At 65.1% G+C, this 26,561-nt stretch carries 27 protein-coding genes and 1 pseudogene; 9 read left to right on the top strand and 19 right to left on the bottom strand.

Annotated elements, in window-relative coordinates; all coding sequences use genetic code 11:
• Window positions 1–30 precede the first annotated feature (30 nt).
• Genes ACO06O_RS20530 through ACO06O_RS20520 form a run of 3 tightly spaced genes read left to right on the top strand, consistent with a single transcriptional unit; the run spans window position 31 to window position 3,341 of the window.
• On the top strand, window positions 31–1,515 hold the full coding sequence (locus ACO06O_RS20530; RefSeq protein ID WP_421884256.1) for an ABC transporter substrate-binding protein: 1,485 nt from the start codon (window positions 31–33) through the stop codon (window positions 1,513–1,515).
• A gap of 51 nt (window positions 1,516–1,566) precedes the next feature.
• Window positions 1,567–2,517: an ABC transporter permease gene (locus tag ACO06O_RS20525; protein WP_421884252.1), complete on the top strand. Its 951-nt coding sequence runs from the start codon at window positions 1,567–1,569 to the stop codon at window positions 2,515–2,517.
• A complete protein-coding gene (locus ACO06O_RS20520) occupies window positions 2,514–3,341 on the top strand; it encodes an ABC transporter permease (protein ID WP_421884249.1) in 828 nt (275 codons plus the stop codon). Before ACO06O_RS20525 ends, ACO06O_RS20520 begins: the two co-directional genes overlap by 4 nt.
• 14 nt (window positions 3,342–3,355) lie before the next feature.
• On the opposite strand, the gene ACO06O_RS20515 is transcribed toward ACO06O_RS20520, so the two are convergent.
• From ACO06O_RS20515 to aceA, 8 genes are all read right to left on the bottom strand, one after another.
• Entirely contained in the window at window positions 3,356–4,543 is a 1,188-nt protein-coding gene (locus ACO06O_RS20515) for a diguanylate cyclase (protein ID WP_421884246.1), read from the bottom strand.
• 86 nt (window positions 4,544–4,629) lie between these two features.
• Window positions 4,630–5,244: a DNA-3-methyladenine glycosylase I gene (locus ACO06O_RS20510; protein WP_421884243.1), complete on the bottom strand. Its 615-nt coding sequence runs from the start codon at window positions 5,242–5,244 to the stop codon at window positions 4,630–4,632.
• 61 nt (window positions 5,245–5,305) lie between these two features.
• On the bottom strand, window positions 5,306–6,289 hold the full coding sequence (locus ACO06O_RS20505; RefSeq protein WP_421884240.1) for a cyclase family protein: 984 nt from the start codon (window positions 6,287–6,289) through the stop codon (window positions 5,306–5,308).
• Window positions 6,290–6,412: 123 nt separating this feature from the next.
• A complete protein-coding gene (locus ACO06O_RS20500) occupies window positions 6,413–6,700 on the bottom strand; it encodes a YciI family protein (protein WP_421884238.1) in 288 nt (95 codons plus the stop codon).
• Window positions 6,701–6,749: 49 nt separating this feature from the next.
• Window positions 6,750–7,316 carry a TetR/AcrR family transcriptional regulator gene (locus tag ACO06O_RS20495; RefSeq protein WP_421884235.1) on the bottom strand — a complete coding sequence of 189 codons (567 nt, stop codon included), beginning with the start codon at window positions 7,314–7,316 and terminating at the stop codon, window positions 6,750–6,752.
• Between the two features lie 88 nt (window positions 7,317–7,404).
• Window positions 7,405–8,262 (bottom strand): EamA family transporter, encoded by an 858-nt coding sequence (locus ACO06O_RS20490; protein WP_421884232.1) that lies wholly within the window; start codon window positions 8,260–8,262, stop codon window positions 7,405–7,407.
• A gap of 221 nt (window positions 8,263–8,483) precedes the next feature.
• Window positions 8,484–9,200 carry a hypothetical protein gene (locus ACO06O_RS20485; RefSeq protein ID WP_421884229.1) on the bottom strand — a complete coding sequence of 239 codons (717 nt, stop codon included), beginning with the start codon at window positions 9,198–9,200 and terminating at the stop codon, window positions 8,484–8,486.
• Window positions 9,201–9,403: 203 nt separating this feature from the next.
• Window positions 9,404–10,723, bottom strand: coding sequence for an isocitrate lyase (aceA, locus tag ACO06O_RS20480; RefSeq protein WP_420419269.1), 1,320 nt, complete (start codon window positions 10,721–10,723; stop codon window positions 9,404–9,406).
• 190 nt (window positions 10,724–10,913) lie between these two features.
• Between aceA and ACO06O_RS20475 the strand changes: the two genes are divergently transcribed.
• Both ACO06O_RS20475 and ACO06O_RS20470 read left to right on the top strand, forming a co-directional pair.
• A complete protein-coding gene (locus ACO06O_RS20475; protein ID WP_421884226.1) occupies window positions 10,914–12,440 on the top strand; it encodes a helix-turn-helix domain-containing protein in 1,527 nt (508 codons plus the stop codon).
• 125 nt (window positions 12,441–12,565) lie between these two features.
• On the top strand, window positions 12,566–13,588 hold the full coding sequence (locus tag ACO06O_RS20470) for a GSU2403 family nucleotidyltransferase fold protein (protein ID WP_421884223.1): 1,023 nt from the start codon (window positions 12,566–12,568) through the stop codon (window positions 13,586–13,588).
• A gap of 18 nt (window positions 13,589–13,606) precedes the next feature.
• Here ACO06O_RS20470 and ACO06O_RS20465 read toward each other — a convergent pair whose 3' ends face one another.
• Genes ACO06O_RS20465 through cobA form a run of 3 tightly spaced genes read right to left on the bottom strand, consistent with a single transcriptional unit; the run spans window position 13,607 to window position 16,289 of the window.
• A complete protein-coding gene (locus ACO06O_RS20465; protein WP_421884220.1) occupies window positions 13,607–14,065 on the bottom strand; it encodes a YcgN family cysteine cluster protein in 459 nt (152 codons plus the stop codon).
• A 21-nt stretch (window positions 14,066–14,086) separates the two neighbouring features.
• Window positions 14,087–15,421 carry a cobyrinate a,c-diamide synthase gene (locus ACO06O_RS20460; RefSeq protein WP_421884217.1) on the bottom strand — a complete coding sequence of 445 codons (1,335 nt, stop codon included), beginning with the start codon at window positions 15,419–15,421 and terminating at the stop codon, window positions 14,087–14,089.
• Between the two features lie 10 nt (window positions 15,422–15,431).
• Window positions 15,432–16,289 carry a uroporphyrinogen-III C-methyltransferase gene (gene cobA, locus ACO06O_RS20455; protein WP_421884214.1) on the bottom strand — a complete coding sequence of 286 codons (858 nt, stop codon included), beginning with the start codon at window positions 16,287–16,289 and terminating at the stop codon, window positions 15,432–15,434.
• Window positions 16,290–16,449: 160 nt separating this feature from the next.
• Here cobA and ACO06O_RS20450 point away from each other — a divergent pair, with 160 nt between their 5' ends.
• Together ACO06O_RS20450 and ACO06O_RS20445 are read left to right on the top strand one after the other, a co-directional pair.
• Window positions 16,450–17,202 carry a cobalt-precorrin-6A reductase gene (locus ACO06O_RS20450; protein ID WP_421884212.1) on the top strand — a complete coding sequence of 251 codons (753 nt, stop codon included), beginning with the start codon at window positions 16,450–16,452 and terminating at the stop codon, window positions 17,200–17,202.
• 4 nt (window positions 17,203–17,206) lie between these two features.
• Window positions 17,207–17,782, top strand: a complete 576-nt coding sequence (locus ACO06O_RS20445; protein ID WP_421884210.1) for an ankyrin repeat domain-containing protein — start codon at window positions 17,207–17,209, stop codon at window positions 17,780–17,782.
• Between the two features lie 18 nt (window positions 17,783–17,800).
• Here the strand turns inward: ACO06O_RS20445 and ACO06O_RS20440 are convergent, their stop codons facing one another.
• The 4 genes from ACO06O_RS20440 to ACO06O_RS20425 all read right to left on the bottom strand — a co-directional run bounded on the left by ACO06O_RS20440 (window position 17,801) and on the right by ACO06O_RS20425 (window position 22,037).
• On the bottom strand, window positions 17,801–19,486 hold the full coding sequence (locus ACO06O_RS20440; protein WP_421884208.1) for an adenylate/guanylate cyclase domain-containing protein: 1,686 nt from the start codon (window positions 19,484–19,486) through the stop codon (window positions 17,801–17,803).
• 7 nt (window positions 19,487–19,493) lie between these two features.
• Entirely contained in the window at window positions 19,494–21,041 is a 1,548-nt protein-coding gene (locus tag ACO06O_RS20435; protein ID WP_421884206.1) for an acyl--CoA ligase, read from the bottom strand.
• A 74-nt stretch (window positions 21,042–21,115) separates the two neighbouring features.
• Entirely contained in the window at window positions 21,116–21,505 is a 390-nt protein-coding gene (locus ACO06O_RS20430; RefSeq protein WP_421884204.1) for a cyclic nucleotide-binding domain-containing protein, read from the bottom strand.
• A gap of 28 nt (window positions 21,506–21,533) precedes the next feature.
• The gene (locus tag ACO06O_RS20425; protein ID WP_421884201.1) at window positions 21,534–22,037 is read right to left on the bottom strand and encodes a TerB family tellurite resistance protein; all 504 of its coding nucleotides are present in this window, start codon (window positions 22,035–22,037) and stop codon (window positions 21,534–21,536) included.
• 88 nt (window positions 22,038–22,125) lie between these two features.
• Between ACO06O_RS20425 and ACO06O_RS20420 the strand changes: the two genes are divergently transcribed.
• A complete protein-coding gene (locus ACO06O_RS20420) occupies window positions 22,126–22,731 on the top strand; it encodes an alpha-ketoglutarate-dependent dioxygenase AlkB family protein (protein WP_421884198.1) in 606 nt (201 codons plus the stop codon).
• On the opposite strand, the gene ACO06O_RS20415 is transcribed toward ACO06O_RS20420, so the two are convergent.
• The 3 genes from ACO06O_RS20415 to ACO06O_RS20405 form a co-directional block, all read right to left on the bottom strand.
• Window positions 22,728–23,348 carry a sigma-70 family RNA polymerase sigma factor gene (locus ACO06O_RS20415; protein ID WP_421884195.1) on the bottom strand — a complete coding sequence of 207 codons (621 nt, stop codon included), beginning with the start codon at window positions 23,346–23,348 and terminating at the stop codon, window positions 22,728–22,730. The genes ACO06O_RS20420 and ACO06O_RS20415 overlap by 4 nt on opposite strands.
• 57 nt (window positions 23,349–23,405) lie before the next feature.
• Window positions 23,406–23,852, bottom strand: coding sequence for an ArsI/CadI family heavy metal resistance metalloenzyme (locus tag ACO06O_RS20410; RefSeq protein ID WP_421884192.1), 447 nt, complete (start codon window positions 23,850–23,852; stop codon window positions 23,406–23,408).
• Between the two features lie 84 nt (window positions 23,853–23,936).
• A complete protein-coding gene (locus ACO06O_RS20405) occupies window positions 23,937–24,431 on the bottom strand; it encodes a GAF domain-containing protein (RefSeq protein ID WP_421884189.1) in 495 nt (164 codons plus the stop codon).
• A 154-nt stretch (window positions 24,432–24,585) separates the two neighbouring features.
• Between ACO06O_RS20405 and ACO06O_RS20400 the strand changes: the two are divergent.
• Window positions 24,586–26,108, top strand: a pseudogene (locus tag ACO06O_RS20400) (YifB family Mg chelatase-like AAA ATPase).
• Here the strand turns inward: ACO06O_RS20400 and ACO06O_RS20395 are convergent.
• The coding region (locus ACO06O_RS20395) for a TetR/AcrR family transcriptional regulator (RefSeq protein ID WP_421884186.1) at window positions 26,105–26,561 on the bottom strand (457 nt) is incomplete at its 5' end. The pseudogene ACO06O_RS20400 and the gene ACO06O_RS20395 sit on opposite strands and share 4 nt — an antisense overlap.

Raw genomic sequence — 26,561 nt, 5'->3', positions numbered from 1 at the left:
CGCGGCGCGGATGATAATGGGGATTCTGCCATGAAAAAGATGTTCGGCGCGTGCCTGATCGGGGCCGCACTTGGTTTGACCGCTTTGTCCGGGGCCGCCCATGCGAAGACCGGCGCGACACTGGCGATCACCTTGGAACCGCCGCATCTGGACCCGACCGCCGGCGCGCCCGCCGCGATCGACGAAATCGTCTATGCCAATGTCTTCGAGGGCCTGACCCGGATCGATTCCCAGGGTCTGGTGAAGCCGGGCCTGGCCGAGCGCTGGGTGATCGAGAATGACGGGCTGACCTATCGCTTCATCCTGCGCGAGGGCGTGACCTTCCATGACGGGGCGACCCTGGAAGCATCCGACGTCAAATTCTCGTTCGAACGTGCCGTCGCCGAAGCCTCCGAGAATGCGCAGAAAGGCCTGTTCTCCGCGATCGATTCGGTCGAAGCGCCGGATGACCGCACCGTCATCCTGAAGCTGAACCGCAAGGAAGGCCTGCTGTTGTGGAATCTGGGCTGGGGCGACGCGGTGATCGTCGATCCGGCTTCGGCCGAGACCAACAAGACCAACCCGGTCGGCACCGGCCCGTTCAAATTCGAGGACTGGGCGCGCGGGGATTCGATCAAGCTGGTCCGCAATCCCGGCTATTGGGGCAAGGCTTCGTCGCTGGAACGCGTCACCTTCAAGGTGATCGACGATGCCGCGGCCCAGGTCGCGGCCCTGCTGGCCGGCGATGTGGATGCGATCCCGAATATCGGCGCGCCGGAAACGGTCGCCCAGTTCGAGGCCGATCCCCGCTTCGCCGTCCTGAAAGGGACGACCGAGGGCGAGACCATCCTGTCGATGAACCACCGCCGTCCGCTGCTGCAGGATGTCCGGGTGCGCAAGGCGATCCAGCACGCGATCGACCGCAAGGCCATCGTCGACGGGGCCATGTTCGGCTTCGGCACGCCGATCGGATCGCATTTCGCGCCGCACAGCCCGGCCTATACCGACCTGACCGGCGTGACGCCTTATGATCCGGCCAAGGCCAAGGCGCTGCTGCAGGAAGCAGGCGTCGCGGAAGGCACGAAACTGGTCCTGAAACTACCGCCGCCGACCTATGCCCGTCGCGGCGGAGAGATCGTCGCCGCGCAACTGGCTGAAGTCGGGTTCGAGGTCGAACAGATCCCGGTCGATTGGGGCCAGTGGGTGTCGGAAGTCTTCAAGGGCGAGCATGATTTCGACCTGACCATCGTGTCCCATACGGAACCGCTGGATATCGGCATCTATGCCCGCGACGAATACTATTTCGGCTATGAGAATCCGGCCTTCAAGGAATTGATGGCCAAGATCGACGGCGTTTCCGATCCGGCACAGCGCAACACGCTGTATAAGGAGGCCCAGCGCATTCTGGCCGACGACGCGGTCAATGGCTTCCTGTTCCAGCTCGCCAAGGTCGCGGTGATCCGCAAGGAACTGAAGGGCCTGTGGACCAACGCGCCGATCCAGGCGAACGATCTGACGGCGGCGCGTTGGGAATAATCCTGCCGACGTCGGGGGTCGTGCCCCGCACCTGCCCGTGACGGCCGCCGGATGATCGGTTTCGCGATCCGCCGGCTGGCCGCGCTGGTTCTGACCCTGCTGGCCGCCTCCATTGTCGTGTTCCTGGCCCTGGAGCTGTTGCCGGGCGACGCGGCGCAATTGCTGTTGGGGACGGAGGTGCGGCCGGATACCTTGGCCGCGCTGCGCAGTCAGCTCGGCCTCGACCGCCCGGCACCGGTACGTTACCTGGAATGGATCGGCGGGCTGGCCGTCGGGGATCTGGGCATCAGTCAGGTCTATCGCGTGCCGATCTGGGAGATGGTGCGCGACCGGCTTGCGGTCTCTCTGCCACTGGCGATTCTGGCCTTCGTCCTGTCGACCCTGATCGCCCTGCCCTTCGGCATCGCCGCGGCGATCCGGCGCGGCCGGGTCACGGACGTCCTGGTCATGGGCTTCGCCCAGATCGGTCTCGCCATCCCGAATTTCTGGTTCGGCATCCTGTTGATCCTGCTGTTCGCGGTTCAGCTCGGCTGGGTCGGGGCCGGCGGCTTTCCCGGCTGGCAGGACGGGCTCTGGCCGGGCTTGCAGGCGCTGATCCTGCCCGCCCTGGCACTCGCCTTGTCCGAAGCCGCGATCCTGTCGCGCATGGTCCGCGCATCGATGCTGGAAACCCTGGGCGAGGATTATGTCCGCACGGCCCGTGCCAAGGGGTTGAGCGCCCGGCGCATCGTCGTCGGCCATGCCTTGGGCAATGCGATGATCCCGATCGCCACGCTGATGGGCCTGCAATTCGCCTTTCTGGTCGCGGGGGCGGTGATCGTCGAGAACGTCTTCTATCTGCCCGGCCTGGGGCGATTGCTGCTGCAGGCGATTTTCGAGCGCGACCTGATCCTGGTGCGCGATCTGGTCCTGTTGCTGTCCGGCTTCGTCGTCATGCTGAGTTTCCTGGTCGACATCGCCTATGGCGTGATCGACCCGAGGCTGCGGAGGAGCGGCGGATGAAGGCGCGCGTCCCACAATTATGGATCGGCGGCGCCCTGACCGGCGTGATCCTGCTGGCGGCCGTCCTGTCGCTGTTCTGGACGCCCTACGGCATCGATCAGCAATCCATCGCGGACCGGCTGCAGGGGCCCAGCGCCGGGCATTGGCTGGGCACGGATATGTTCGGGCGCGATATCCTGTCGCGCATTCTGGGCGGGGCCGGCACCGCGCTGACAGTCGGACTGGCGGCAATCGCGCTGGGCCTGGCGGGCGGACTGCCGCTGGGCCTGGCGGCGGCGATGAACCGGGACGGTCCGGCCGACATGCTGATCGCGCGCGGCGCCGATCTGATCTTCGCCTTCCCGGCGCTTCTGTCCGCCGTCCTGATTGCCGCCGTACACGGCCCGGGCGCGATCAATGTCGTGGTCGCGGTCGGCATCTTCAACATCGCCGTCTTCGCCCGCGTGGTGCGCGGCGCCGCCCTGTCGGTCATGGCGCGGCCCTTCCTGCGCGCCGCGCTGGCCATGGGCCGGCCCTGGCCGTCGGTGGCGGTGAAGCATCTTCTGCCCAACATCGCCGGCGTCATCGCCGTCCAGGCGACGATCCAATTCGCCGTCGCGATCCTGGCGGAGGCGGGGTTGAGCTATCTCGGCCTCGGCGTCAAACCGCCCAATCCAAGCTGGGGCAAGATGCTGGCCGATGCGCAAACCCTGCTCTATGTCGATCCGCGCCAGGCGATCTTCCCCGGACTTGCCATTCTCTGGGCGGTGCTGGGCCTCAACTTGCTGGGCGATGGGCTGCGCGATTTCCTGGATCCGCGCCTGCGGAAAATCCGCGCGATCTGAAACGCCGAAAGGCGCTATCCCGCCGCGACGGCGCGGATCGGCTCGGCGATGTCGGCGACGACCCGGTTCCGGCCCGTTTTCTTCGCCAAGTACAGCGCCCCGTCGGCCCGGTGCATCAGGGCGTCCAGCGTGTCACCGCGGTCCAGCTCCGCAATTCCGACGCTAAGGCTGACATTGAAGGAACGGTCGGTGCCGTCTTGGAACGTCTGACCCTCGATCCGCCGACGGATACGGTCCGCGACGGCCTGGGCCGTGGCCGCGTCGGTGCGGGTCAGAAGGACCGCGAACTCCTCCCCGCCCAGCCTGGCCGACAGATCGGTCTCCCGCACGGTCGCCAGGATGGTGACCGCCAGCCCCTGGATCACCCGGTCACCGGCCGCATGTCCGAAGCGGTCATTGACCGATTTGAAATGATCGAGATCGAGAAACAGGAGGTAGGTCGGATCGCCATGCCGTTCGGCGGCCTGGATCGCGCGCTTTGCCTGGCGGTCGAAGGCGCGGCGGTTCAGAAGGCCGGTCAGCGGGTCCGTTTCCGCCTGCTGGCGCAGATCGGCCTGCAGATGTTCGGTGACCATGGTGATATAGGTCGACGCGATCAGGACCGACGCGGCGGTGCCTTCCAGCATGACCAGAACGATATCGCCGACCGGATCGGGTGGCGGCGCGAGGCCCAGCGCGGCCGCGCCATAGCGTCCGGCGCGCACCAGAAAGAACAGGCCGGTAACGCCGTAGATTCCCGCCATGACACGGGGCGAGAACTGCACCAGATTGGACCGTCGCGGCCAGAGCGACCAGACATTCACGAAGGACAGGATCGTCAGAGCCGCGGATACGACGATATGCCGGTAGGGCGCCTCCGGCGCCATGGACGCCAGATAGGCCAGTAGGGGCCAATAGACGGCGAAGAAGGCCGCGACCCAGGTCCACGGGATCGGCGCGCGGTCCATGAAACGCCGCGACCCGGCAATCGCCAGGACATGCCCGAACAGGATGAGGGTGGTGCTGATCAGGGCCGACGCGACCAGCGGGATGTCGAAGCGCAGCAGAAACAGCAGCAGCCCCAGCCCCAACGTGACCCGCGCCATGACCCACAGGCCGATACCGGGCACACCGCGATTGATGAACCAGACCGCGATCAGGGCCACGGTCCCGGCACATTGCGCCGTGAAGAAGGTGAAGACCAGCGTGGCGGGATCGAGCATGGGGGGACGCGAACTCCGGACCGAACGGACAGGCGTCAACTATGCCGTGTCGCCCGTCAAAAGTTCAACACGCTTCTGAAGCCCCGTCACCCGGTGGGGCGGTTAAAGGCGCGCCGCGCCTCTTCCACTTTCTCCCGCGTCACGCAGCCCTCGGCATGATCGTTGATCAGTCCCATCGCCTGCAGGAAGGCGAAGACGGTGGTCGGCCCGACGAATTTCCAGCCGCGCTTCTTCAGCTCCTTGGAGATCGCGACGGATTCCGGCGACGTGCTCTGGCTTTGCGGTTCGGGAAGGGTGGCGGGATCGGGTTCGTAGCGCCAGAAAAAGGTCGCGATGGAGCCTTCCTTCTCCACCATTTCGCAGGCGCGTTTGGCGTTGTTGATCGTCGCCTCGATCTTGCCGCGGTGCCGGATGATGCCGGCGTCTTGCAGCAACCGCTCGACATCGGCTTCGCCGAATTCGGCCACCTTGCGGAAATCGAAGCCCTGAAAGGCGGCCCGAAAATTCTCCCGCTTGTCCAGAATGGTCCGCCAGGACAGGCCGGACTGAAACCCTTCAAGGCAGATCTTCTCGAACAAGCGGATATCGTCGCCGACCGGGAAGCCCCATTCCGTATCATGATACTGGAAAAAGTCCGGCGCGGACCCGGCCCAGCGGCAGCGCGGCAGCCCGTCCGGGCCGGGAATGGTCTTATCGGTCACAGCCTTAAGTCTCCTGTTGGAAAATCCCCGCCGGAAATCCCGGCGGGGAGAATAGCTCAATTCAGTTCACTGTCCGAACCGGAATGGCGATCGGACGCAGGGGCGACGCGGTGGCGCCACGCATCTTCAGCGGCGAGGCGATGAACAGGAATTCATAGACCGCTTCCGCCGAAAGATCCTCCAGCCAGACCAGCTCCAGCATGGACACGCCGCGCTCCGCCAGAAGATAGGAATGAACTGGCACGAAATTGTCCGGATCGGTCGACGGGAAGGCCTCGACCCCGAAATTGTCGGCACCCAGCAGCATTGCCTTCCGGTCCTCGACCAGCCAGCGCGCCGCGTCCAGGCTCAGCCCCGGCTGGTCCCACAGCCGGAATTTCTGTTTGTCCGGCCACACCTTCATCAACCCGGTGCGGACCAGGACGACATCGCCCGGCCGCAGATCGGAACCCTGGCGTTCCAGCGCCAGCTTCAGATCGTCCACCGTGACCGCATAGGAGGGCGGCAGCACGTCGACCCCTTTCGACGCCGCGACATCGATCATCACGCCCCGCGCCACGATCGGCGGATATTTGTCGACGCCGGATTTGGTCCAGCCCCGGGTTTCCAGGGCGTCTTCCGCCTTGACCTTGTTCCAGATCTCGCCATGCAGGCCGAAATGGTTCAGGGCGTCGATATGGGTGCCGGTATGGGTATACATGGAGACGCCATCGCCGGAATAGGACAGGTGCTCATGCGTCTCGCCGCGCGACGGGGAATGCGTCATCCAGGACTGATAGTTCGGGTCGCCGAAATCGGCACAGCAATTCGGCATGCCGACGAACATTTCGACCGCCAGATCGTAGATCTTGCCGCCGGCGATCCGGCCCAGAATGTCGGTGCGGCTATCGTCCGTCATCATGTTCAGGGTGCCGATCTCATCCGCCGGTCCCCAGGGGCTGATCCCGGCGGAACTGCCCGTGTCCTGGGCTTGCGCGGCCGAGGTCAGCAGCATGCCGGCGGCAATGGCCGCCTGGGCCAATGTCAAAACTCTTGATGTCATCATTATCTCCTGAGTGGTTGGAACCCGAAGGTGGCGGCACGCGCCACCCGGTTCTTGCACGCGATTGCGCGCAAGTCGGGATCGGTCGTATCGGAAAGTCGGAAGCGGCCCTGTCGGCCGCTGGGATCAGCTCAGCAGAAAGCCCAGCCGGTCATCGGCCCGGTTCGGCGTGATTTCCACGATATCGGCGGTCACCACGCCTTCCGCGACGAAGGGGTCCTGATCCACGCGCGCGCACAGGGCGTCGCGGTCGATGCCATGGGCTAGGACGGCCCCGCCCAGATTGGGGGACAGGCTGCCGACCAGCAGGAAGATTCCATCGTCGAATCCCTGCTGAATCCAGGCCTTGTGACCCTCCATGAACTGGCCTGCCAGGGCCTTGTTTTCGGCAAACCTCAACTGTACGACGAACATCGGTTCTCGTCCTTTCCGGCTATTCGATTATCGGTTTGGCGGGGCGGGATCAGGCGGCCTGGTCGCGCACCCAGCGGTACATCTGGTCCACCTCATGGCGGACGAAACTGTCATCCTTGAAGGCGGCGGACAGGGTGGCGACGCCCTGGCTGCGCATCAGCAGATGCATCGCCAGCTCGTCGGCTTTTTCCGTCACGCCCATGGCTTCGAATTGGCGTTTCAGCCATTGGCGGAACAAGGTGAACAACTCCTTGGCGCCGGACAGGGACGGATGGCCCAGCTTGGTCAGTTCGGATGTCAGCGTGCCGACCGGGCAGCCGAACTGACGGATCTTGTCGGCATTCACCACCAGGATATCGATAAAGCCGCGAATGCGCGCCTCCGGCGTCTCGCCTTCGATTTCCCAACGGTCCAGCATGGCCTGCGTATTGACGATGCGCCGTTCGATCACGGCGTCCAGGATCTCATCCTTGGTCTTGAAATGATAATAGAAATTGCCGCGGGAAATCCCGACGGCATCGGCGATATCCGCGAAGGACGTATGGTCGAACCCCTGCTGATAGAACAGCCGGTCCGCCTCTTCCACGATCTGCGCCCGCTTCGTATCCTGCGCCATGCCGCGCCTCCTTAACGTGTCTAGGACGTTTGTCCTAAGCACGGATATAGGACACTTGTCCTAAACGGTCAAGAGGCAGGATTCCTCCCTAACCCGTCGCCAGGATCGAGACGCCCGCCAGGATGACCGCCGACCAGGTCAGGCGGGTTTTCAAGTTCCCCTCACCGAGGAACAGACTGCCGGCCAGAACGGTCAGCAGGACGCTGGTCTCGCGCAGCGGCGCGACATAGACCACCGGGGTGAATGTCAGGGCGTAGAGCACCAGGATATAGGCCAGCGGATTGCACACCGCGATCACCAGAACACCGGCGCGGTGATCGCGCCAGATCTGCGCCACCCGCGCGCGGCGGCCCCAGGCGATCGGGGCCAGGACGGTCGACCGCGCGATGCTGGACGCGTAATCCAGCAACAGCGGCGGCACGGCCAGCAGTGAAACCGTGTAGGCGTCCCAGGCGGTATAGCCGCCGATCAGCAATCCCGCGCCCAGACCGAAGGCCAGCGAAATTCCCATCGATCCGCCGCCGCGACGAAAACCACCGGTCAGGTTCAGAACGCCGAAGATCACGACCGCCGCGCCGACAAGGATCTGGGGCGAAACCGTTTCACCCAGGATCAGAACCGCCAGACACGTTGAGATCACCGGCCCGGTTGCCCGCGCCGTCGGATAGACCAGGGACAGGTCGCCATGGCGGTATCCGGTCTGCAGCAACAGGAAATAGGCAAGGTGCAGCAGGGCGCTGCCGATGATGAAGAGATAATCCACCGCCCCGAAGGACGGAGCCTCCGACAGGTAGATCCAGATGGCGAGCGGCAGATAGAGGAGTGCGGCGATAATCGAGAACAGCCAGACCAGTTCCGGCCCGGCATTGATGCGTTTGACGAAGAAGTTCCAGGTGGCGTGACAGATTGCGGCCAGCAGGACCAGAAACAGACCGAACAGGGACATAACGACCTCGCGGGTTGGAAGGAAGACGTGCGTAACCACGCCCTTTCCATCCCCTCCGGGTTTTTAGTCCTCGGGTGTCTGCCGTACACGGCTCATAACGGCGCTCGGTCCAGGCCCGTTCCCGCGATTGATTTCCGGGGACGGCGGAACCCTAGCCGCACATGGATAGGCAGGCTGAGAATATCACCGGCCGGCCGCCTGTAAAGAACAGGCCGTCCCCATCAACCTTGATCCGCGATATAGGTTTTGAACGCCTTCAGCAGCGCCGGCACGTCGGGGTTCAATTCGTCCCATTCGTCCGCGACGGCCAGCCCCTCGGCCAAGGTCCAGCGCCGGAAATCGTCGCACCAGTGATAATCGGTCGCCTGGCGCAGGCTGATGGCTTCGTCCGTCGTTTTGTCGGCACCGATATCCTGGTTCGCCTGTTCATGGACCAGATAGGCCTCGCATTCGGCGTCCAGGATGCGCATGTCGCGCAAACGACCCTGCATGCGCTGATAGGCGTGTCCGGCCAACTCATGGGCGACGGCGGCGGCCAGCTCGTCATTGGTCCATTGAATGCCGGTGCGGCCGATCAGGATCAGGAAGGTCCGCTTGCCCTTGGACGGCGTGTAGTATTCCGGCAGATACAGCGCGATATTGACCTCCGACATCACATTCTTCGGATGGTTGGCGTCGTAATAGAATTCGATGTCGCCCTTCTTCTTCAGGGCGTCGATCCGCTTGCGGGTGAATTCCGAGCCGCGAAAGGCCCGGTCGATGGCCGCCCCGATCGTCTGCATCGCGGTTTCGGCGTCGGTCGTGCGGACATTGCCGATCCGCTCCGCCTCGGGATGGAAGGCAAAGACGGTGATGCCGTGAATTTCGCCGGCAACATAGGTGTCGTCCTGTGCATCTGCGGACGACGCGAAAAGCAGAAAACCCAACAGGGCCGCCACGCAGCCCTTTCCCATCCCCGATCGATGCACAGAATATCCTCCCCGGTTTCTAGCCCCGATTGTAGCGCGGTGATGGGGGGCGGCAACCATCCTCCGCCGGATCGCGCACCCAAAACGAAACCGCCCGCCGGATTGCTCCGACGGGCGGTCTTCGGTTTCCCCGCTAAACCGGGCCGGCCTCCCTTAAGGGAGAGTTCTCGGCCTTAGTGGAACTGCGCGGTTTCGGTCGATTCGGCCATCGCCGTGGTGGCGCTTTCCTTGGCCGTCGCCGTATTGACCGCGTCGAAGTAGCTGACGCCGACTTCGTGCTGGTGGCGAGTGGCGGAGAAGCCGTTGGCTTCGGCCGCGAATTCCGCCTGCTGCAGCTCGGAGTAACCGGCCATGCCGCGATCCTTGTAAGCCCGCGCCAGTTCGAACGTGGCGTAGTTCAGGCTATGGAACCCGGCCAGCGTGATGAACTGGAACTTGTAGCCCATCTTGCCCAGTTCGCGCTGGAAGGCTTCGCATTCCGTCGGGCCCAGATGCTTCGCCCAGTTGAAGGACGGCGAGCAGTTATAGGCCAGCATCTGGTTCGGGAATTCGGCGTGGATCGCATCCGCGAACTGCTTCGCCTGTTCCAGGCTGGGGGTGGAGGTTTCCATCCACAGCAGGTCGGCATAGGGCGCGAAGGACAGGCCGCGGCTGATGCACATATCCATGCCGCCGGTGATCCGGTAGAAGCCTTCGGATGTGCGTTCACCGGTCAGGAAGGGCTGGTCGGCCGGATCGATGTCGCTGGTGATCAGGCGGGCCGCCTCGGCATCCGTACGGGCCATGATGATCGTCGGGACGCCCATCACGTCGGCCGCCAGACGGGCCGAGCTGAGGTTGCGCACCGCCTGCTGCGTCGGCAGCAGAACCTTGCCGCCCAGATGGCCGCATTTCTTTTCCGACGACAGCTGGTCTTCGAAATGGACGCCCGCGGCGCCGGCCTTGATCATCGCCTTCATCAGTTCGAAGACGTTCAGCGGGCCGCCGAAACCGGCCTCGGCATCGGCCACGATCGGCGCGAACCAGTCGATGTCGGTCGTGTCTTCTCCAGACAGACGCTCCATGGTCTGGATCTGATCCTGGCGGATGAAGGCGTTGTTGATCCGCTCCACCACCTGCGGGACGGAGGACACCGGGTACAGCGACTGGTCGGGATACATCTGACCAGCATTGTTGGCGTCGGCCGCGACCTGCCAACCGGACAGATAGATCGCCTGCAGGCCGGCGCGGACATGCTGCGTCGCCTGACAGCCGGTGAAGGCGCCCAGCGTGTTCACATAGGGCTCTTCATTGATCAGCTTCCACAGCTTCTTGGCACCCATTTCGGCCAGCGTGTGGCGGATCTGGATCGAGCCGCGCAGTTTGGCGACGTCTTCCTTGGTGAAATCGCGGCGCGTCGTGGCCCAGCGGTCCGGCGCGTAATCCGGCGCGTCCCACTCTTCGCCCTTACCGTCGTCCCAGCCCCAGTTATCGTTCGGTCCCAGGCTATCCATTGGTCTGTCCTCTCGTTCAAATCCGTTGATCGATCGGCGCTGTCAATGTCTTTACAACTGATGTAAAGCCGACGTGATCGCCGCTGACAACCGGGATACTGGGAAATGATGCGGCGCACAATGCTAACCGACATGACTTATTGTAAAGATTTCCAGAAAATGCTTTACTATATGTAAATGGAGTAAAGGCATGGCCCGCAAACCCGCGAAAGACGCGCCGAAAATCGGCCCGAAGATCCGCCGCCTGCGCCGCGAACACAGTCTCAGCCAGGCCGCCCTAGCCGAAAAGCTGGAGGTCAGCGCCAGCTATCTGAACCTGATCGAGCATAATCGGCGCAAGCTGACCGTGCCGCTTTTGCTCAAACTGTCCGAATTGTTTGCGGTGCCGGTCGACCAATTGGCGGAGGAGGAGGAGAGCCGCCTCTATTCCGATGTCATGGAGGCGCTGGCCGATCCGATTTTCGAGGAATTCGACGTTCGCAACACCGATGTCCGCGATCTGGTGGAGGTCAGCCCGGAATCCGCCCGTGCGCTGCTGCATGTCTGCGACGCCTATCACACGACCCTGACCGACGCGCGCAGCCTGGCCGCGTCGGCCGCCGACGATCCGGACGGGCGCGGCAGTCTGGGCGGGCTGATCGGCGGGCTCGGCGCCAGTGCGCAATCCGCCGCCGATGTCGTCTCCGACATGGTCCAGGCCAACAGCAATTATTTCGGCGACCTGGAGGACGAGGCGGACCGGGTCCGTCGGGAAATCGGCACCGTCGGCGGCACCGTTCGGTCTCTCGACGCGCTGAGCGAGTATCTGCACCAGGCCCATGAGGTCCGGGTCAATTTCGTCGAGCCACGCGACGGCGGGAAGGGCGATCTGCCCATGATCCGCCGCTTCCACCCGCAGCAGCGCCTGCTGGAAGTTTCGCAGCGCCTGACCGGGGCTAGCCGGTCCTTCCAACTCGCCTATCAAATTGCGCTGCTGTCGGCCGGGTCGGTGATCGACATGCTGCTGATGGAAAAAGGGCTGAAGGATGGGCAGGCCCGGGCGCTGGGCCGGGTCGCGCTGGCCAATTACTTCGCCGCCGCGCTGCTGCTGCCCTATGACGAATTCCTGAGAAGCGCGCGCGAAAGCCGCTATGACATCGAATTGCTGCAGCACCGCTGGCGGGCCGGGTTCGAACAGATCTGCCACCGGCTGACCACGCTGAACCGGCCGGAGAACCGGGGCATTCCGCTGCATATGCTGCGGGTCGATCTGGCCGGCAATATCTCCAAGCGGTTCACGCTGTCCGGCCTGCCGATCCCGCGCCATGGCGGGGCCTGCAGCCGCTGGAACATCTATTCGGCCTTCCTGAACCCGAACCAGATCCAGGCCCAGGTCTCCAAACTGCCGGACGGGACGGCCTATTTCTGCATCGCGCGCACGGTGGTGAAGGGCGGCATCGGCTTCGGTGCTCAGCGCAATGTCCTGTCCATCGGCCTGGGCTGCGATGTGCGCTATGCCCGGGAAATGGTCTATGCCGACGGGCTGGAAACCGGCAATCCCGACCGCTTCGCCGAAATCGGCGTCGCCTGCCGCATCTGCGAGCGCATGGACTGCACCCAGCGCGCCTTCCCGCCGGTCCACCTGCGCTACAAGATCGAAGAAAACATCCGCGGCCCCAGCCCCTACACCGCCCCCGGCTGGCCCCACCACCACGAACGGCCGGGCGGCACGCGGTAGGCGGTACCATACGGCCTCAACACTTGTATGGTAAGGAATTCTGATACATACCACACAAAAATTATTTTTGTGTGGTATGTCGTTCTTTGCTATACCACACAAAATATTTTAATGTGTGGTAAGCCATGAACATCACATCGCTATCGACATCGGCACACACCGCCTACCATGACTTGAGAAATCTAGTGCTCAACGAAACAGTCATGGAGATTCGCGGAAAGCTGGTGAAACGTGACATCAACGGAAAAACCTATTGGTACGATCACTATCGCGTCGGCACCACGACCAAGGATCGATATATCGGCGAGGATTGCCCCGAAATCGAGACGAGGCTGAAGCGTGCAACACGGTTGAAGCAAGCCCTGCCCGCACAAAAGAGTAAAAGATCGACTTTGGTACGGTTGCTGCGAGCAGAGGGGATGTTGAGTGTCGACCGCAAAACAGGGTCGTTGCTGAAAGCTTTCTCGGAGGCCGGGGTTTTTCGGGTCGGCGGCGTGCTAGTTGGTACACAAGCATTCCGCCTTTATGAGGGAGAACTGGGGGTCAAACTGCCGGCGGGCGATACCTCCGTCACGGACGACATAGATATCGCCGGTTTTGAAAGGCTCACGCTGGCGATTGGCGACAGCACGAACAGAACGCCAGGCTCAATCCTGGAAGACCTGGAGTTCGAGCCTATTCCCACCCTCGACAACCAAGCTGTTTGGAAGTGGCGACAAAGCGGAAGTGGCGCCGAGGTCGAGTTCCTCACGCCTTCATTTGAAGAAAACGAAGGGATTCGACCGCTGAAATCCCTGAATGTCAGCGCGCGCGCACTCCACCATCTCAATTTTCTGATAGCAGAGCCAATCTATGTCGTTGGTCTTTATCGGGAGGGCATTCTTGTTCGCACGCCGAGACCCGAACGATACGCCATTCACAAGCTCATAATCGCTGATCGAAGACGACGGGGCCCGGATTCCCTGAAATCCCGCAAGGACCGCGCTCAGGCAGCCTTCCTGATCCGCGTTCTGGCGGAGGACCGGCCCTATGAGTTGAAAGGCGCATGGGACACCGCCCGAGCGGCAGGCCCGAAATGGCGCGACCGTCTGGACGCGTCCCTGGCGCGCATGCCGGAGGAGAAGGCGATCCTGGACGGGTTGGCCTGATCCGGACCGAGGCGGCTCTTACCCCTTCCCCGGCATAATCGCCGCCAGGGTGCGCTGGATGCGCTGGGCCATTTCGTCGACGGTGGGGTCGCCGGCGACGGCCTTGTCCCGGACCGAAATCCCGGCTTCATGCACCGTGTTCGGGTCGCCGGAGACGAGCGGGTGCCACCAGTCGAGCGGCTTGCCGTCGGCCAATTTGCGATAGGCGCAGGTTTCCGGCAGCCAGTCGGTCTCATAGACCTTTTTCGGGGTCAGCTGGACGCAGTCGGGGATGGTCGCGAAGCGGTCGGCATAGTCGCTGCACCGACAGGACCGGCAGTCGAGAAGCTGGCAAGCGATGTCGGTGACGTAATAGTCGCCGGTATCATAGTCCTGCAGCTTGTGCAGGCAGCATTGGCCGCAGCCGTCGCACAGACTTTCCCATTCCGTGCGGGTCATCTGCGCCAGGGTTTTGCGTTCCCAGAAGGGTATGTCCATCGTCCGCGCATTCATTCGGGGTTATCGGCCTCGGTCTATCAGATGCAGGAAGGACCCGGAAACCCGTCCGATCGACAGGCCCTGACGGCCCTTATCCTCGCCCAGCGCGTCATGGGCGTGGAACAGCGGCGGGGCGTCCGGATCTTCGTGCAATGTCGTCGCATAGTGAAATTCATGGGCCGACAGCCGGGTCCCCTTGGGCCAGGGCGCGCCGTCGGCCACGGTTTCCGCGCGGCGATAGCCCAGATGCAGGCGGCGCAAGGAAAAATCCGTCTCCACCGGCAGCAGGCCCGCCATGGCATGGGTCGTCCCATCCGCGTCGCGCAGGGTCCGGCCCAGAACCATATAGCCGCCGCATTCCGCGAAAATCGCCGATCCGCCCCGTGCCTTGCGCCGCAAACCGGTCAGGAAGGTGCCGTTCGCCGCGATCCGTCCGGCATGCAGTTCCGGATAGCCGCCGGGCAGATAGACGGCGTCGGCGATGTCCGACGGCGCCTCGTCCGCCAGCGGACTGAAGGGCAGGATTTCCGACCCCGCCGTGCGCCAGCCCTGAAGGATATGCGGATAGACGAAATCGAAGGCCGCATCGCGGGCGACCGCAATCCGCTGGCCCAGCGGCGGGATCGGTACGGGCGCGTCGAATTCGACCCGGCTTCCGGCGGCAGCGGAGGTCAGAATCGCGTCCAGATCGGCATTGTCCACCATCCAGTCGGCGGCACGTTCCAGCAGGACCTCCAGATCGGCCCTTTCCCGCGCCTGCACCAGGCCCAGATGGCGGCTTTCCAGGGTCAGTCCCTCAACCCGCGGCAGGCAGCCCAGGACCGGCACGCCCAACCCCGTTTCAGCCACCGCGCGGCGCAGCATATCGGCATGCCGCCGCCCGCCGACCCGGTTGAACAGGATGCCGGCGAAGCGCAGGTCGTCGCGATGGGTCACCAGACCGCGCACCACGGCGGCGGCGGTCGCGGCCTGTCCTTTCACATCGACGACAAGCAGGATCGGCCAGCCCGTTTCTTCCGCCAGATCGGCGCTGGACCCGCGGCCGTCGGCGGCGCCGTCATAAAGGCCCATGACGCCCTCGGCCAGGATCAGATCGCTTTCGAAATGAAGCTGGTCGATCAGGGCCGCACGGGTTTCCGCCCGCATGCCCCAAAGATCGAGGTTGAGGGACGGATGTCCGCAGGCCGCCGCGTGAAAGCCGGGATCGATGTAATCCGGGCCGATCTTGGCGGGGGCGATGCGCAGGCCCGACCGGCGCAAGGCACGCATCAGGGCGAGCGAGATCGTCGTCTTGCCGCTGCCGGAGGACGGGGCGGCGATGATCAGGCCGGGGACGGGGCGGGACGGATCGTTCAATTGAGGGCGCTCAACTGGCCACGTCCCGGTCAGCCTGGCCGAAAGGGTTCGGGTCCAGCACACGCCCCTCCATCCGGCCGACCCAATCCAGGGCGGACCGCAGTTTCACGACCGGACCGATGGCGATGACCGCCGGCGGCTCGACCGATGCGGCCACCGATCCGGCCTCGGCCAGCGTGCATTCCACGACGGTCATTTTTTCGGTCGCGGCATTGGATACGAAGGCGACCGCATCCTGCGGGTCGCGGCCGCCGTCGATCAGGCGCTGGGCGATGCGCGGCATGTGTTTGACGGCCATGTAGAGGACGATGACCGGCGCGCCGGTCGCCAGGGCATTCCAGTTGAGATTGTCCGGCACCTCGCCGGTCACGGAATGGCCGGTGATGAAGGTGACGGAGGAATTGGTGTCGCGATGGGTCGCCGGGATCCCGGCATAGGCCAATCCGCCGATCCCGGCGGTGACGCCGGGCACAACGCGGAAAGGAATGCCCGCGCCGGTCAGTTCCAGCGCTTCTTCCCCGCCGCGCCCGAAAACGAACGGATCGCCGCCTTTCAGGCGCAGAACCCGCTTTCCCGCGCGGGCCAGCTCGATCAGGCGCAGCGAGATCGACCGCTGGGTCGGGCTCGGCTTGCCGCCGCGCTTGCCGGCATAGATCAGTTCCGCCGTATCCGGCGCATGGTCCAGAATGCGCTGATCGACCAGCGCGTCATAGACGATCGCATCGGCCTGGCGCAGCGCGTTGACGCCATGCAGGGTCAGCAGGCCGGGATCGCCCGGCCCGGCACCGACCAGCCAAACCCAGCCCGGTTCGAATTCCGGCAGGCCGTTCAGCAGGTCCCGTGTTGCGCTGTCGCGTGTCATGGCCATTATCTACGCTTTTCCATGCCTGAATGCCTTTTCCGAATGCGACATGGATGCATGACGGAAAAGACAAAGCCTAATAAGGTCTTGGCGCAATGTCACGCAAGCCAAACCATTCCCGGGTTCGGTCCGGGGGGATCGATATCCGACCCGACGGGCCTGCGGCATGACGGGACCGGTCCTGATTCTAGGGGGTACGGCGGAGGCACGGCGCCTTGCCGAGCGCTTGGCGCCCGCGCGGCGGGTCATCACCTCCCTGGCCGGCCGGACCGGCGCGCCGACGGCGCTGCCGGGCGAAACGCGCATCGGCGGTTTCGGTGGAGTTGCCGGGCTGGCGGCATATCTGCGCGCCCACCGGGTCGTGGCGCTGATCGACGCGACCCACCCCTATGCGGCGCGGATGGCGGCCAATGCGGCGGCGGCAGCCCTGGATTGTGGAACGCCGTTGCTGCGTTACGACAGGCCGACCTGGCAGCCGAAACCCGGCGACAAGTGGGTGGAATATGACGACCTGATCGCCCTCGCCGCAGCGTTGCCGAACCTGGGACGGCATGCCTTGGTCACATTGGGCGGGGCCGATTTGTCCGCCTTGTCGGGCGCCCTCGGCATGCGCCTGACCCTCCGTGCAATTGACCCGCCCGCGCGGTTGCCGGACCATCCGGATTTGGACGTGATTTTGGACCGGGGACCGTTTGACTTGGCGGGGGAGCGCGCCTTACTGTCCCAGCGCGGGATCGACGTGCTGGTCTCCCGCAATGCTGGCGGACAGGCGACGCGGGCCAAGCTGGATGCGGCGCGCGACCTCGGGATTCCGGTCGCCCTGTTGCGGCGGCCCGTCCGCCCGGTAACGGCCAGCGCGACGGAAATGGAGGCTGTGCTGCGTTGGATAGAGGACGCCGCACCGATCGAGGGAGAATGACGGAATGACGCGCCTATCCTGCCTAGCCATCGTCGCGGCGGTGACATTCGCGGTCCTCGGCCTGGGCCGGGGCCCCGACCTCGCCGCGCAGACGGTCATCGGTGTCGAAGCCGATATCGTCCGGGCGATCCGCGCCGGCGACCTGCCCCGCGTCAAGTCGATGGTTATTCAGGGATCGAACCCGTCCACCGCGGATACCGACGGCCTGAACGGCATCGCGATCGCCGCGCGCAACGGCGACTACGCGATGATCGAGTATCTGCTGACCGTCGAGGTGCCCATCAACGCGCAGGACGAGATCGGCAACAGCGCGTTGCTGTGGGCGACAGAGGACGGCGATGTCGACATGGCGGAATTTCTGATCAAGAACGGTGCGGATGTGAATGTCCGGAACCGTCGGGGTCTGACGCCCACCATGGTCGCGGCCCGCAGCGGCTATCGCGACATGGTCGAACTGTATATCGACAACAACGCCGATCTGAACGTCCGAGACTATACCGGCCGCGGCGCGCTGGATTGGGCGCGCGACAGCCGCGCGCCCGGCATGGAGCAGGTCCTTATGGACGCCGGCGCCCAGTAACGGACCGGCGGCGCCCCTTCAGAGGGCCGCTGCCTCGCCGTCCGACAGGGCCATCGCGTTCGGCACGGCGACGACATGGATCGGCCGTACCCGGCCGCGAATCTCGATCTCGTGCTCACCCCAGTCACGGGCGCGATAGTCGATACCGGCGGCCCGGAACACCGCGCGCGAAGCGACCAACTGCGCGGCCAGTTCCTTGGTTGTCGCTTCCAGTCGGCTGGCCGTGTTCACCGCGTCGCCGATCGCCGTCAACTGCGTCGCGCGGCCATAGCCCATCTCTCCCACGATCACCGTACCGACATGAATGCCGATCCCGATCCGCAGCGGTTCGTCGAGATCCTGCGACAGTCCGTCATTCAGCGCCGCCAACCGTTCGGCCATCCGCTGTGCCGCCTTCAGGGCATCGCGGCACCCGGCCTCCTGACCCTGTTCTATGCCGAACAGGGCCATGATCCCGTCGCCGATGAACTTGTCCAGATGGCCGCCGCTTTCTTCGATGGCGCGGCCCATCGCGTCGAAATACCGGTTCAATAGGAACACCGTGTCATAGGGCAGGCGGTCTTCGCTGAGCCGCGTGAAGCCGCGCAAGTCGCAGAACATCACCGCGATCGACGCCTCCTTGCCCTGCAGCATGTCGGACCTGGCGTGCCCCTGTTTGGCCGTCGCGTTCGGCGGCAACAGCGGCGTCACCTCGATCCGGCCGGGCGCGGGGACGGACTGGCAGGCAAGTCGGACATCCTCGGCCGCCCGAATCCGGCGCAGAACGCGCTTTTCGGCCTCGCTCGCCGGGGGCAGTAGCTCCGCGCCGTGCCGCACCCGAATGCGGCAGGTCGAACACCGGCCGCGCCCGCCGCAGACGCTGGCATGGGGGTAATTGCATTCGCGGCTGGCCTCCAGGATCGTGAGACCCTGATTGAACCGGTATTCACGGCCGTCCTCGTAGCGCAGCGTGACCAGGCCGCGCCGCTTTTCGATCTGCTGGCGGATCAACCGGGCCGCGATGGCGCCGAGCAATAGCGAACCGAGGCCGATCAGAATCCAATCCTCGATCCGGTACAGATCGGCCTGGGCCGCGCGGTTCAGATTGCCGACATAGCGCAACACCATCTCGACCCATCCCGGGTCGACGGTCAGGTCCGCCGCCTCGCTGCCCGCCTTGTAGAATCCGGTCATGGCCAGGGCCGGCCAAAGCAGGGCCGCCGCATAGAGCCCGAAACGCATTTTCGGCCAGGACGGTTTCAGCCGCAGCCAGTAGTAAAGTCCCATGCAGCCATGGGTCCAGGCGACCAGGAAAACGGTCGCCTGCCGCCATCCGGCCACCGGGTCGTATTTCAGATAGATCGCCATGATCCAGGGATAGGTCGGTTCTATCCCATAGCGCAGGGCCGCGATGCGGGTGCTGACCAGATGCAGGGCCAGCAGCGCCGGGACCGACAGGCCGAAGACAAGCTGCACCGCCTCGCCCCGTGCGATGCCGCGCCAGCGCCGCCGGCGATAGACCGCATAGAGGCCCAGCGATAGATGGGTCAAGAGCGCGCCGTACAGCGTCAATTGGCCCAGCCAGGTTTCCCAAGGCGCGTGCCAATAGGGCCGCACCGCCTCCATCACCGCCAGCGAATGGTTGCCCAGGATCAACGGCAGGGTATGCGTCGCGATATAGACGAACAACGTCAGACCGGTGATCAGGCGGATGCGGCGCAGCATGAACGGGTTACGCCAGACCCAGCTTCTCGGCCAGCCCGATGCGCTGCAGCTTGCCGGTCGCCCCTTTGGGAATCTCCTCCACGATCACGATGCGGCGCGGCACCTTGAAATCGGCCAGACGCCGGGCGGCGAAATCCTTCAATTCCTGATCCGCGGCCGTTTCGCCCTCTTTCAGCACGATGGCGCAGGCGACCTCCTCACCCAGCTTGTCGTGCGGCAGGGCGAAGGTCACGGCCTGGGCGACGGCGGGATGGTCCATCAGCACCTCATCGACCTCACGCGGGGCGATTTTCTCGCCGCCCCGGTTGATAATCTCCTTCAACCGTCCGGTGATCCACAGATAACCGTCTTCGTCCAGCCGCCCCTGATCGCCGGTACGGAACCAGACCCCGCCCTTTCCGTCCGGATCGGGGGGGAAGCTTTCCGCGTTGGCCTTCGGATTATTCTCATAGCCGGCGGTGACATTCGGCCCCCGGATCACGATCTCGCCTTCGCCGCCCTGGGCCACGAACCGGCCGTCCAGATCCATGATCCGCACTTCCGGCCCGGCCGGCAGGCCGACACAGCCCGGCTTCCGCGCCCCGGGCGGCAGCGGGCTGGACGCCATCTGGTGCGCCGCTTCGGTCATGCCGTAGCTTTCGATCACCGGACAGCCGAAGGCGGCTTCCAGATCCGTCATGACCTGCGGCGGCAGGGAGGAGCTGGAGGACCGGATAAAGCGTAGTTTCAGTTTCGAAACGATTTCCGGATTGCGAGCCGCGCGGCCCAGAATTGCCTGATGCATGGTCGGCACGGCGGTGTACCAGGTCGGATCCACCTGCTCCAGCCATTGGAAGACTTTCAAGGCGTTGAAGCCGGGCGCGCAATGCACCGATCCGCCGGCCGCGATGGAGCTCAACACCGCCGCGATCAGCCCGTGAATATGGAACAGCGGCATTATGTTCAGACAGCGGTCGGCCGGTCCCAGCGCCAGGGTCGCGCCGATATGCGCGGCGGAGGCGCAGATATTCGCGCCGCTCAATGGCACGATCTTGGGCCGCGACGTCGTGCCGGATGTGTGTAGCACCAGGGCCGCATCACCGGGGCCCGCCCGCCGGGCGGTTCCGTCCGGCATGCCGGTGGTCAGGGCGAAGGCCCCGGCGGGACCTTCCTCCGATTCCGTCAAGGTGATGATTGTCGCGCCGTGGCGCCGTGCGACCGCGATCGCCGGCGTGTCGGACCCTTCCGCGACGATCAGCGCCTTGGCGCCCAGATCGGAAATGTAGAAATCGAACTCGTCCTCGCGATAGGCCGGATTCAGCGGGGCCGCGCAGGCATGCGCCGCGACCGCCAGAAAACAGGTCGCCATGGCCGGACCGTTGGGCAGCACGATGGCGACCCGGTCGCCAGGGCCGATCCCGGCCCCGGCCAAGGCCGCGCCGCTGCGCGCGGTCAGATCCTGCAATGCCGCGAAGGACAGATCCTTCCGGTCCGGCGCGCCGACCGCCGGCGCGGCCGGATCGCGTTGCGCCGCCGCATCGATTGCCTCGCCGACACACCCCATCGCCCGTGCCATGCGCTCACTCCCCCTGTTATTGGTCTGTTCAGGGTCGTGAGTTTGCCCGTCCGGTCAAAGGCTTTCCAGCGCGATCAACGGATTTTGACCACCTCGTCCACATGCTGTTCGGAAAGAACCTGCAATTTGCGGGTCAAGGTTTGCAGAACACGGGACATGACCGGGTCCATGGCGGCGATCCGGCCCTCAAAATCGCTGCGCGGAATGACGATGACAGACACATCGGTCAGCGCGACGGCCGATGCGATGCGCGGACCGCCGGAAATCAGCGCCATCTCGCCGACCAGTTCGCCCCGGCCCAGAACCCCGAGCGCGACCCGGCGTTCGTTCCGGCCGCGCATGGCGATTTCGACCTTGCCGCTTTCGATCAGGAAGGCCTCGTCGCCGTCGGCTCCTTCCTTGAACAGGATCGACCCGGTGCCGAAGACGCGGCGCTCGAAGGGGGATTTCGCCGTGTCCGTCATGTCCGCCCTCCCCCGGATCGCCGTGCCGTCAGCCGCGGCCGCCGACGGGATGCAGGGCGTCCGAATCTTCGACACCCGCCTCGCGCCGCGCCAGCACGCGTTTCCGCGCCTGGCCGCTTTCGACATCGGTCAGGCCCAGCATGCTGGACACGCGGCGGATCAGGTTCGCCTCGTTATCGTGCAGGTCGCCATCCGCGTAGACCACGTCCCACAGCATTTCCACCAGCGTGATCCGCTCGTCGTGATCGAAATGCTCGTTGACGACCCTCAGGAAGGAATAGATGTCCACGGCGGCCTGGGCCTTGGCTTCGCTTTCATCCAGGATCTGGGCGACATCGCCGCGCGGCACGCCGAAATGGCGTTCGATCAGGACACCGATCCGGGCGCGTTCGACGGAATCCACCTGACCGTCGGTCATCGCCGCTTCGATCAGCATCGCCGCCGCCGCGATATGCAGTTCGCGTTCCTCATGGGGACCGCTCTTCTGGGAATCCGCCTCGGATTTGAAAAAGTCGACTATCTTGTTCAGCATATCCGCCGTCGTTCGCTCGGGTTCTTGTTTTTCGACGCGTGCGCGCCGGATACCGGCATTCGGTTTCACCCTTTCAATAGTAGGCAGGATGGTCGACGGGTTCAAACTGCATGCGGGATTTTTCGACCGCGCGGCCCAGGAAACGCTGGTCGGCGCGGTCCGCTTATGCCTGCGCGACGCCCCGCTTTACACTCCGGCCATGCCGCGCAGCGGCAAGGAATTCAGCGTGCGGATGTCGAATGCCGGTCCGCTGGGCTGGGTCTCCGACCGGGAAGGCGGTTACCGCTATCAGCCGCATCATCCGGCGACCGGTCGGCCCTGGCCGCCGATCCCCGACCTTCTGTTGCAGGCCTGGGAGGCGCTGTCCGGCTATCGCGCCCCGCCGGAGGCCTGCCTGATCAACTGGTACGGGCCGGGGGCGCGCATGGGTCTGCACCGGGACAGCGACGAACAGGCGCGCGACGCGCCGGTCCTGTCGGTCTCGCTGGGCGACACGGCGGTGTTCCGCATCGGCGGCGCGGAAAAGGGCGCGAAGACCGGCTCCCTGCGCCTGAATTCCGGCGATGTGGCGATACTCGACGGCACCGCGCGGGAGAGCCGTCACGGCGTCGACCGCATTCTGCCGGGCACGTCGACGCTGCTGGACGCGCCGGGGCGGATCAACCTGACCCTGCGCCGGGTCACGATCCCCTAGGCGCCGCAGCCGCAGCGGCCGGCTTCGACAGGACGATAGTCGAGAATGTCGCCACGCCGGTTGGTTTCAACCTGGCAACAGCGCAGCAAGGCGTGTTTCAGCAACGCCCGGCCGCGTTGGACGCGGGATCTGAGTCCGGAATAGGACAAGCCGAGCCGCCGGGCCGCCGCTTCCCGGGTCAGTCCTTCGATATCCGTCAGCATCAACGCCTCCGCATAGCGTATCGGCAAGCCCCGGATCAGCGGTAGCAGGCAGGGCGCGAGGCTCTGCGCCGGCGGGAATTCGGGATCGGCGTCGGGGCCAGGGTCTGGGACACCCCCCGCATCCAGGATCGCCGCACCCTCCATCGTTCGGCGCTCCGCCGCACGCCGGCGGTGCAGGTCGGTAATCGCATTGCGGGCGACGCCATGCATATAGGCCACCGGATCGCGCGCATTCGACAGGGCGTCCCGATGTCGGACCAGGCGCAGAAGGACCTCGCCCGTCACCTCTTCGGCGTCGGAAGGTCCGACATATCGGCGGACGAACCGCAGCAAACGCGCCTTGAACGCGTCCCAGTCCAATTCGTCCCGATCCATGTCGTGCCGGTCTAGGTGGCGGATAGCGGGGTCGGTCATGGTCTCATCCTACCGTCCCCGCACAGGTTCCGCACCTGAATCTCCTGTCCGGCCAAATCAGGTACAGCATACGTTGCCGGGTGTTTGCCTGGCGGGTTCGGCATCCGAGGCGCAGCAGGTGTCGTCATTTGGCCGGGCCTGCGGCGCATCGTCGGTGATGGTATACCATTCCCAGTTCAGCCCGTCCGGCCCGTCGGACCACAGCTTGTCCTGGGTCGCATGGCAGCAGGTGGATTGATCGACGACGCGCGCCAGGATGTCGTTGTCCGCCAGCCGCTTCTGGATGCCCGGCATCTGCCCCGGATCCAGCACTTCGACCCCGATATGGTTGAGATGTTCCTGTGCGCCGGGGACCTCGAACAGGACCAGTTTCAGCGCCGGGTCGTCGATGGCGAAATTGGCGTAGCCGGGCCGCCGCTTGTGGGGTGCCGTCGCGAACAGTCGGCTGTAATACGCGACCGCCGCGTCGATATCCGATACGTTCAAGGCCAATTGCAGTCTCATTTCGGGTCTCCTTGTCCCGGGTTGGATCTACCCTGTAAGACGCGGCTGTTCCGAAAGGGACGCAAAATTATTGACGGGACCGCCCTATTGGGACGATGCGGGGGACATGCGCTCGATCTCGCGGATCGACTGACCGGCGAGTTCCGACAGCAGCAACCGTTTCCCTTGGGACATGGATTCAGTGCGCGGCGCGCCGTCGATGATGCACAGCGTGCCGATCCGATATCCCGACCGCGTGACCAGCGGTGCCCCACAGTAATAGCGGATATACGGCGGGCCGGTGACCAGCGGATTGTCCCGGAACCGGGAATCCTCCCGGGCGTCCAGCACTTCCATGACATCGGTGCTGCGGATCGCGTAATCGCAGAACGCCCATTCGCGCGGCGTCTCCTGCGCGTCCAATCCGCACCGGGACTTGAACCATTGGCGATTCTCATCGACCAGGGATACCAAGGCTATGGAAGCGCCGAAAATGCGCGACGCCAGCCCCGTGATCCGGTCGAGTTCCGGCAACCGCTCTGTGTCCAGAACGTTGAGGTCCCGCAGCGCCTGCAGGCGATCCTGTTCAGTCGTATCCACGTGTCATCCAAAACGCGTTCCCGATAGGAGGATGGCGTCGAACCGGGTTCCAGGCAAGGACTCATGGACGGGCATAACCGCCCACGCGCGGCCCTACCGCGTATCCGGGATTTTTCCCGCTGACAGCGTCCGGGGGTTGAGGCATAACCGACCTATGGTAGCCCATGTCACAACCGTCGCGTTTCAGGGCGTCGAGACGATGCCGATCGATGTCCAGGTCCAATTGACCTCGGGCCTGCCGGCTTTCAACGTCGTCGGCCTGCCCGACAAGGCGGTGGCGGAAAGCCGGGAGCGGGTGCGCGGCGCGCTGGCCGCCATCGGTCTGGCCCAGCCGCCGAAACGGATCACCGTCAATCTGTCGCCCGCCGATGTCCTGAAAGAGGGCAGCCATTACGACCTGCCCATCGCGCTCGGCCTGCTGCTGGCGATGGAGGCGATCCCCAGCGACGCGCTGGACGGGCATCTGGCGCTGGGCGAGCTGGGGCTGGACGGCCGCATCGCGCCGGGTTGCCGGGGTGCTGCCCGCGGCCATGGCGGCGGTCGGCATGGACAAGGCGCTGATCTGCCCGGCCAGCCAGGGCGGAGAGGCCGCCTGGGCCGGCGAGATGGAGATCGCCGCCGCACCGGATCTGATCGCCCTGATCAACCATCTGAACGGCAGCCAGGTCATGCCGGTGCCGCAGCCGAAACTTGCCCCACCGGTCCAGGACCCGCCCGACCTGGCCGATATCAAGGGCCAGGAAACGGCCAAGCGTGTGTTGGAAATCGCGGCGGCGGGCGGCCACAATCTTCTGATGATCGGCCCGCCCGGATCGGGCAAGAGCATGCTGGCCGCGCGCCTGCCCGGCATCTTGCCGCCGATGACGCCGACCGAGGCCCTGGAAGTGTCGATGATCCATTCGGTCGCCGGGCTGATGATCGACAACGGCCTGTCCCATACAAGACCGTTTCGCGACCCGCATCATTCCAGTTCCACCCCCGCCCTGGTCGGCGGGCGGGCAGCGGGCCCGGCCGGGCGAGGTCTCGCTGGCCCATAACGGCGTCCTGTTTCTGGACGAATTGCCGGAATTTCAGCGCGGTGCGCTCGAATCCCTGCGTCAGCCCCTGGAGACGGGGCGGGCCGTGGTGGCGCGGGTCAACGCCCATGTCACCTATCCGGCGCGGGTTCAGCTTGTGGCCGCGATGAATCCCTGCCGCTGCGGCCATCTGGACGATCCCGACCTTGCCTGCAGCCGCGCGCCGCGCTGCGCCGCGGATTATCAGGCGAAGATTTCCGGGCCGCTGTTCGACCGCATCGACCTGACCGTCGACGTGCCCGCCGTGCGCGCCAGCGATCTCGACCGCCCGCCGCCGGCCGAGGGTTCGCGCGAGGTCGCAGCCCGCGTCGCCGCCGCCCGCCTGCGCCAGACCCGCCGTTTCGCCGCCTATCCCGCCGACGGCCGCCCGCGCACCAACGCCCAGGCGGACGGCCAGATCCTGCAGGACATCGCCACCCCGGATGCCGAGGGCCGCAAACTCCTCACCGAAGCCGCCGACCGCCTCAAACTCTCCGCCCGCGCCTACCACCGCGTGCTGCGCGTCGCCCGCACCCTGGCCGACCTGCGCGACGAAGACACGGTCCGCCGGGCCCATGTGGCCGAGGCGCTGAGCTACCGACGGGTGCCGGTACGGGGTTAACCTCCCTTCGCCGCCGCAATCACATCCGCTGCGATTTCCGACGCCCGTTCAGGTGAGCCGGTGGCGCGGGCGAGGGTTAGGCCGCCGATCAGGGTGCTGAGGAGCTGCCAGGCGCGGCGGCGGCGGTCGGCATCGGTGTCGCCGTCCAGGCCCTGGGCGATCAGGTCGACGATGCGGCCCATTTTCTCGTCATAGACGGCTTTGATCTCCGGCCCGGCGCGGGCGACATCGGGGGACAGCGCGGTCATGGCGCAGAGCCGGTCGGCGTCGCCGCGATGGGCGGCGCCCAGATAATAGTCGGCGAAAGCGGCGACCCAGTCCTTGCCGTGCTCCGCCTGGAATATGGGCACGGCCTCGATCACCTCGTCCAATCCGGCACAGACCGCGGCGGCAAAGGCGCCTTCCTTCGATCCGAAATGATCGTAGAAGGCGCCGGAGGTCACCCCTGCCTCC

This window comes from Pacificispira sp., from assembly GCF_965228185.1.
Lineage (GTDB): Bacteria > Pseudomonadota > Alphaproteobacteria > UBA8366 > Aestuariispiraceae > Pacificispira.
The sequence above is the reverse complement of the archived record's forward strand: the minus strand, read 5'-3'. Positions and strand labels throughout refer to the sequence as shown.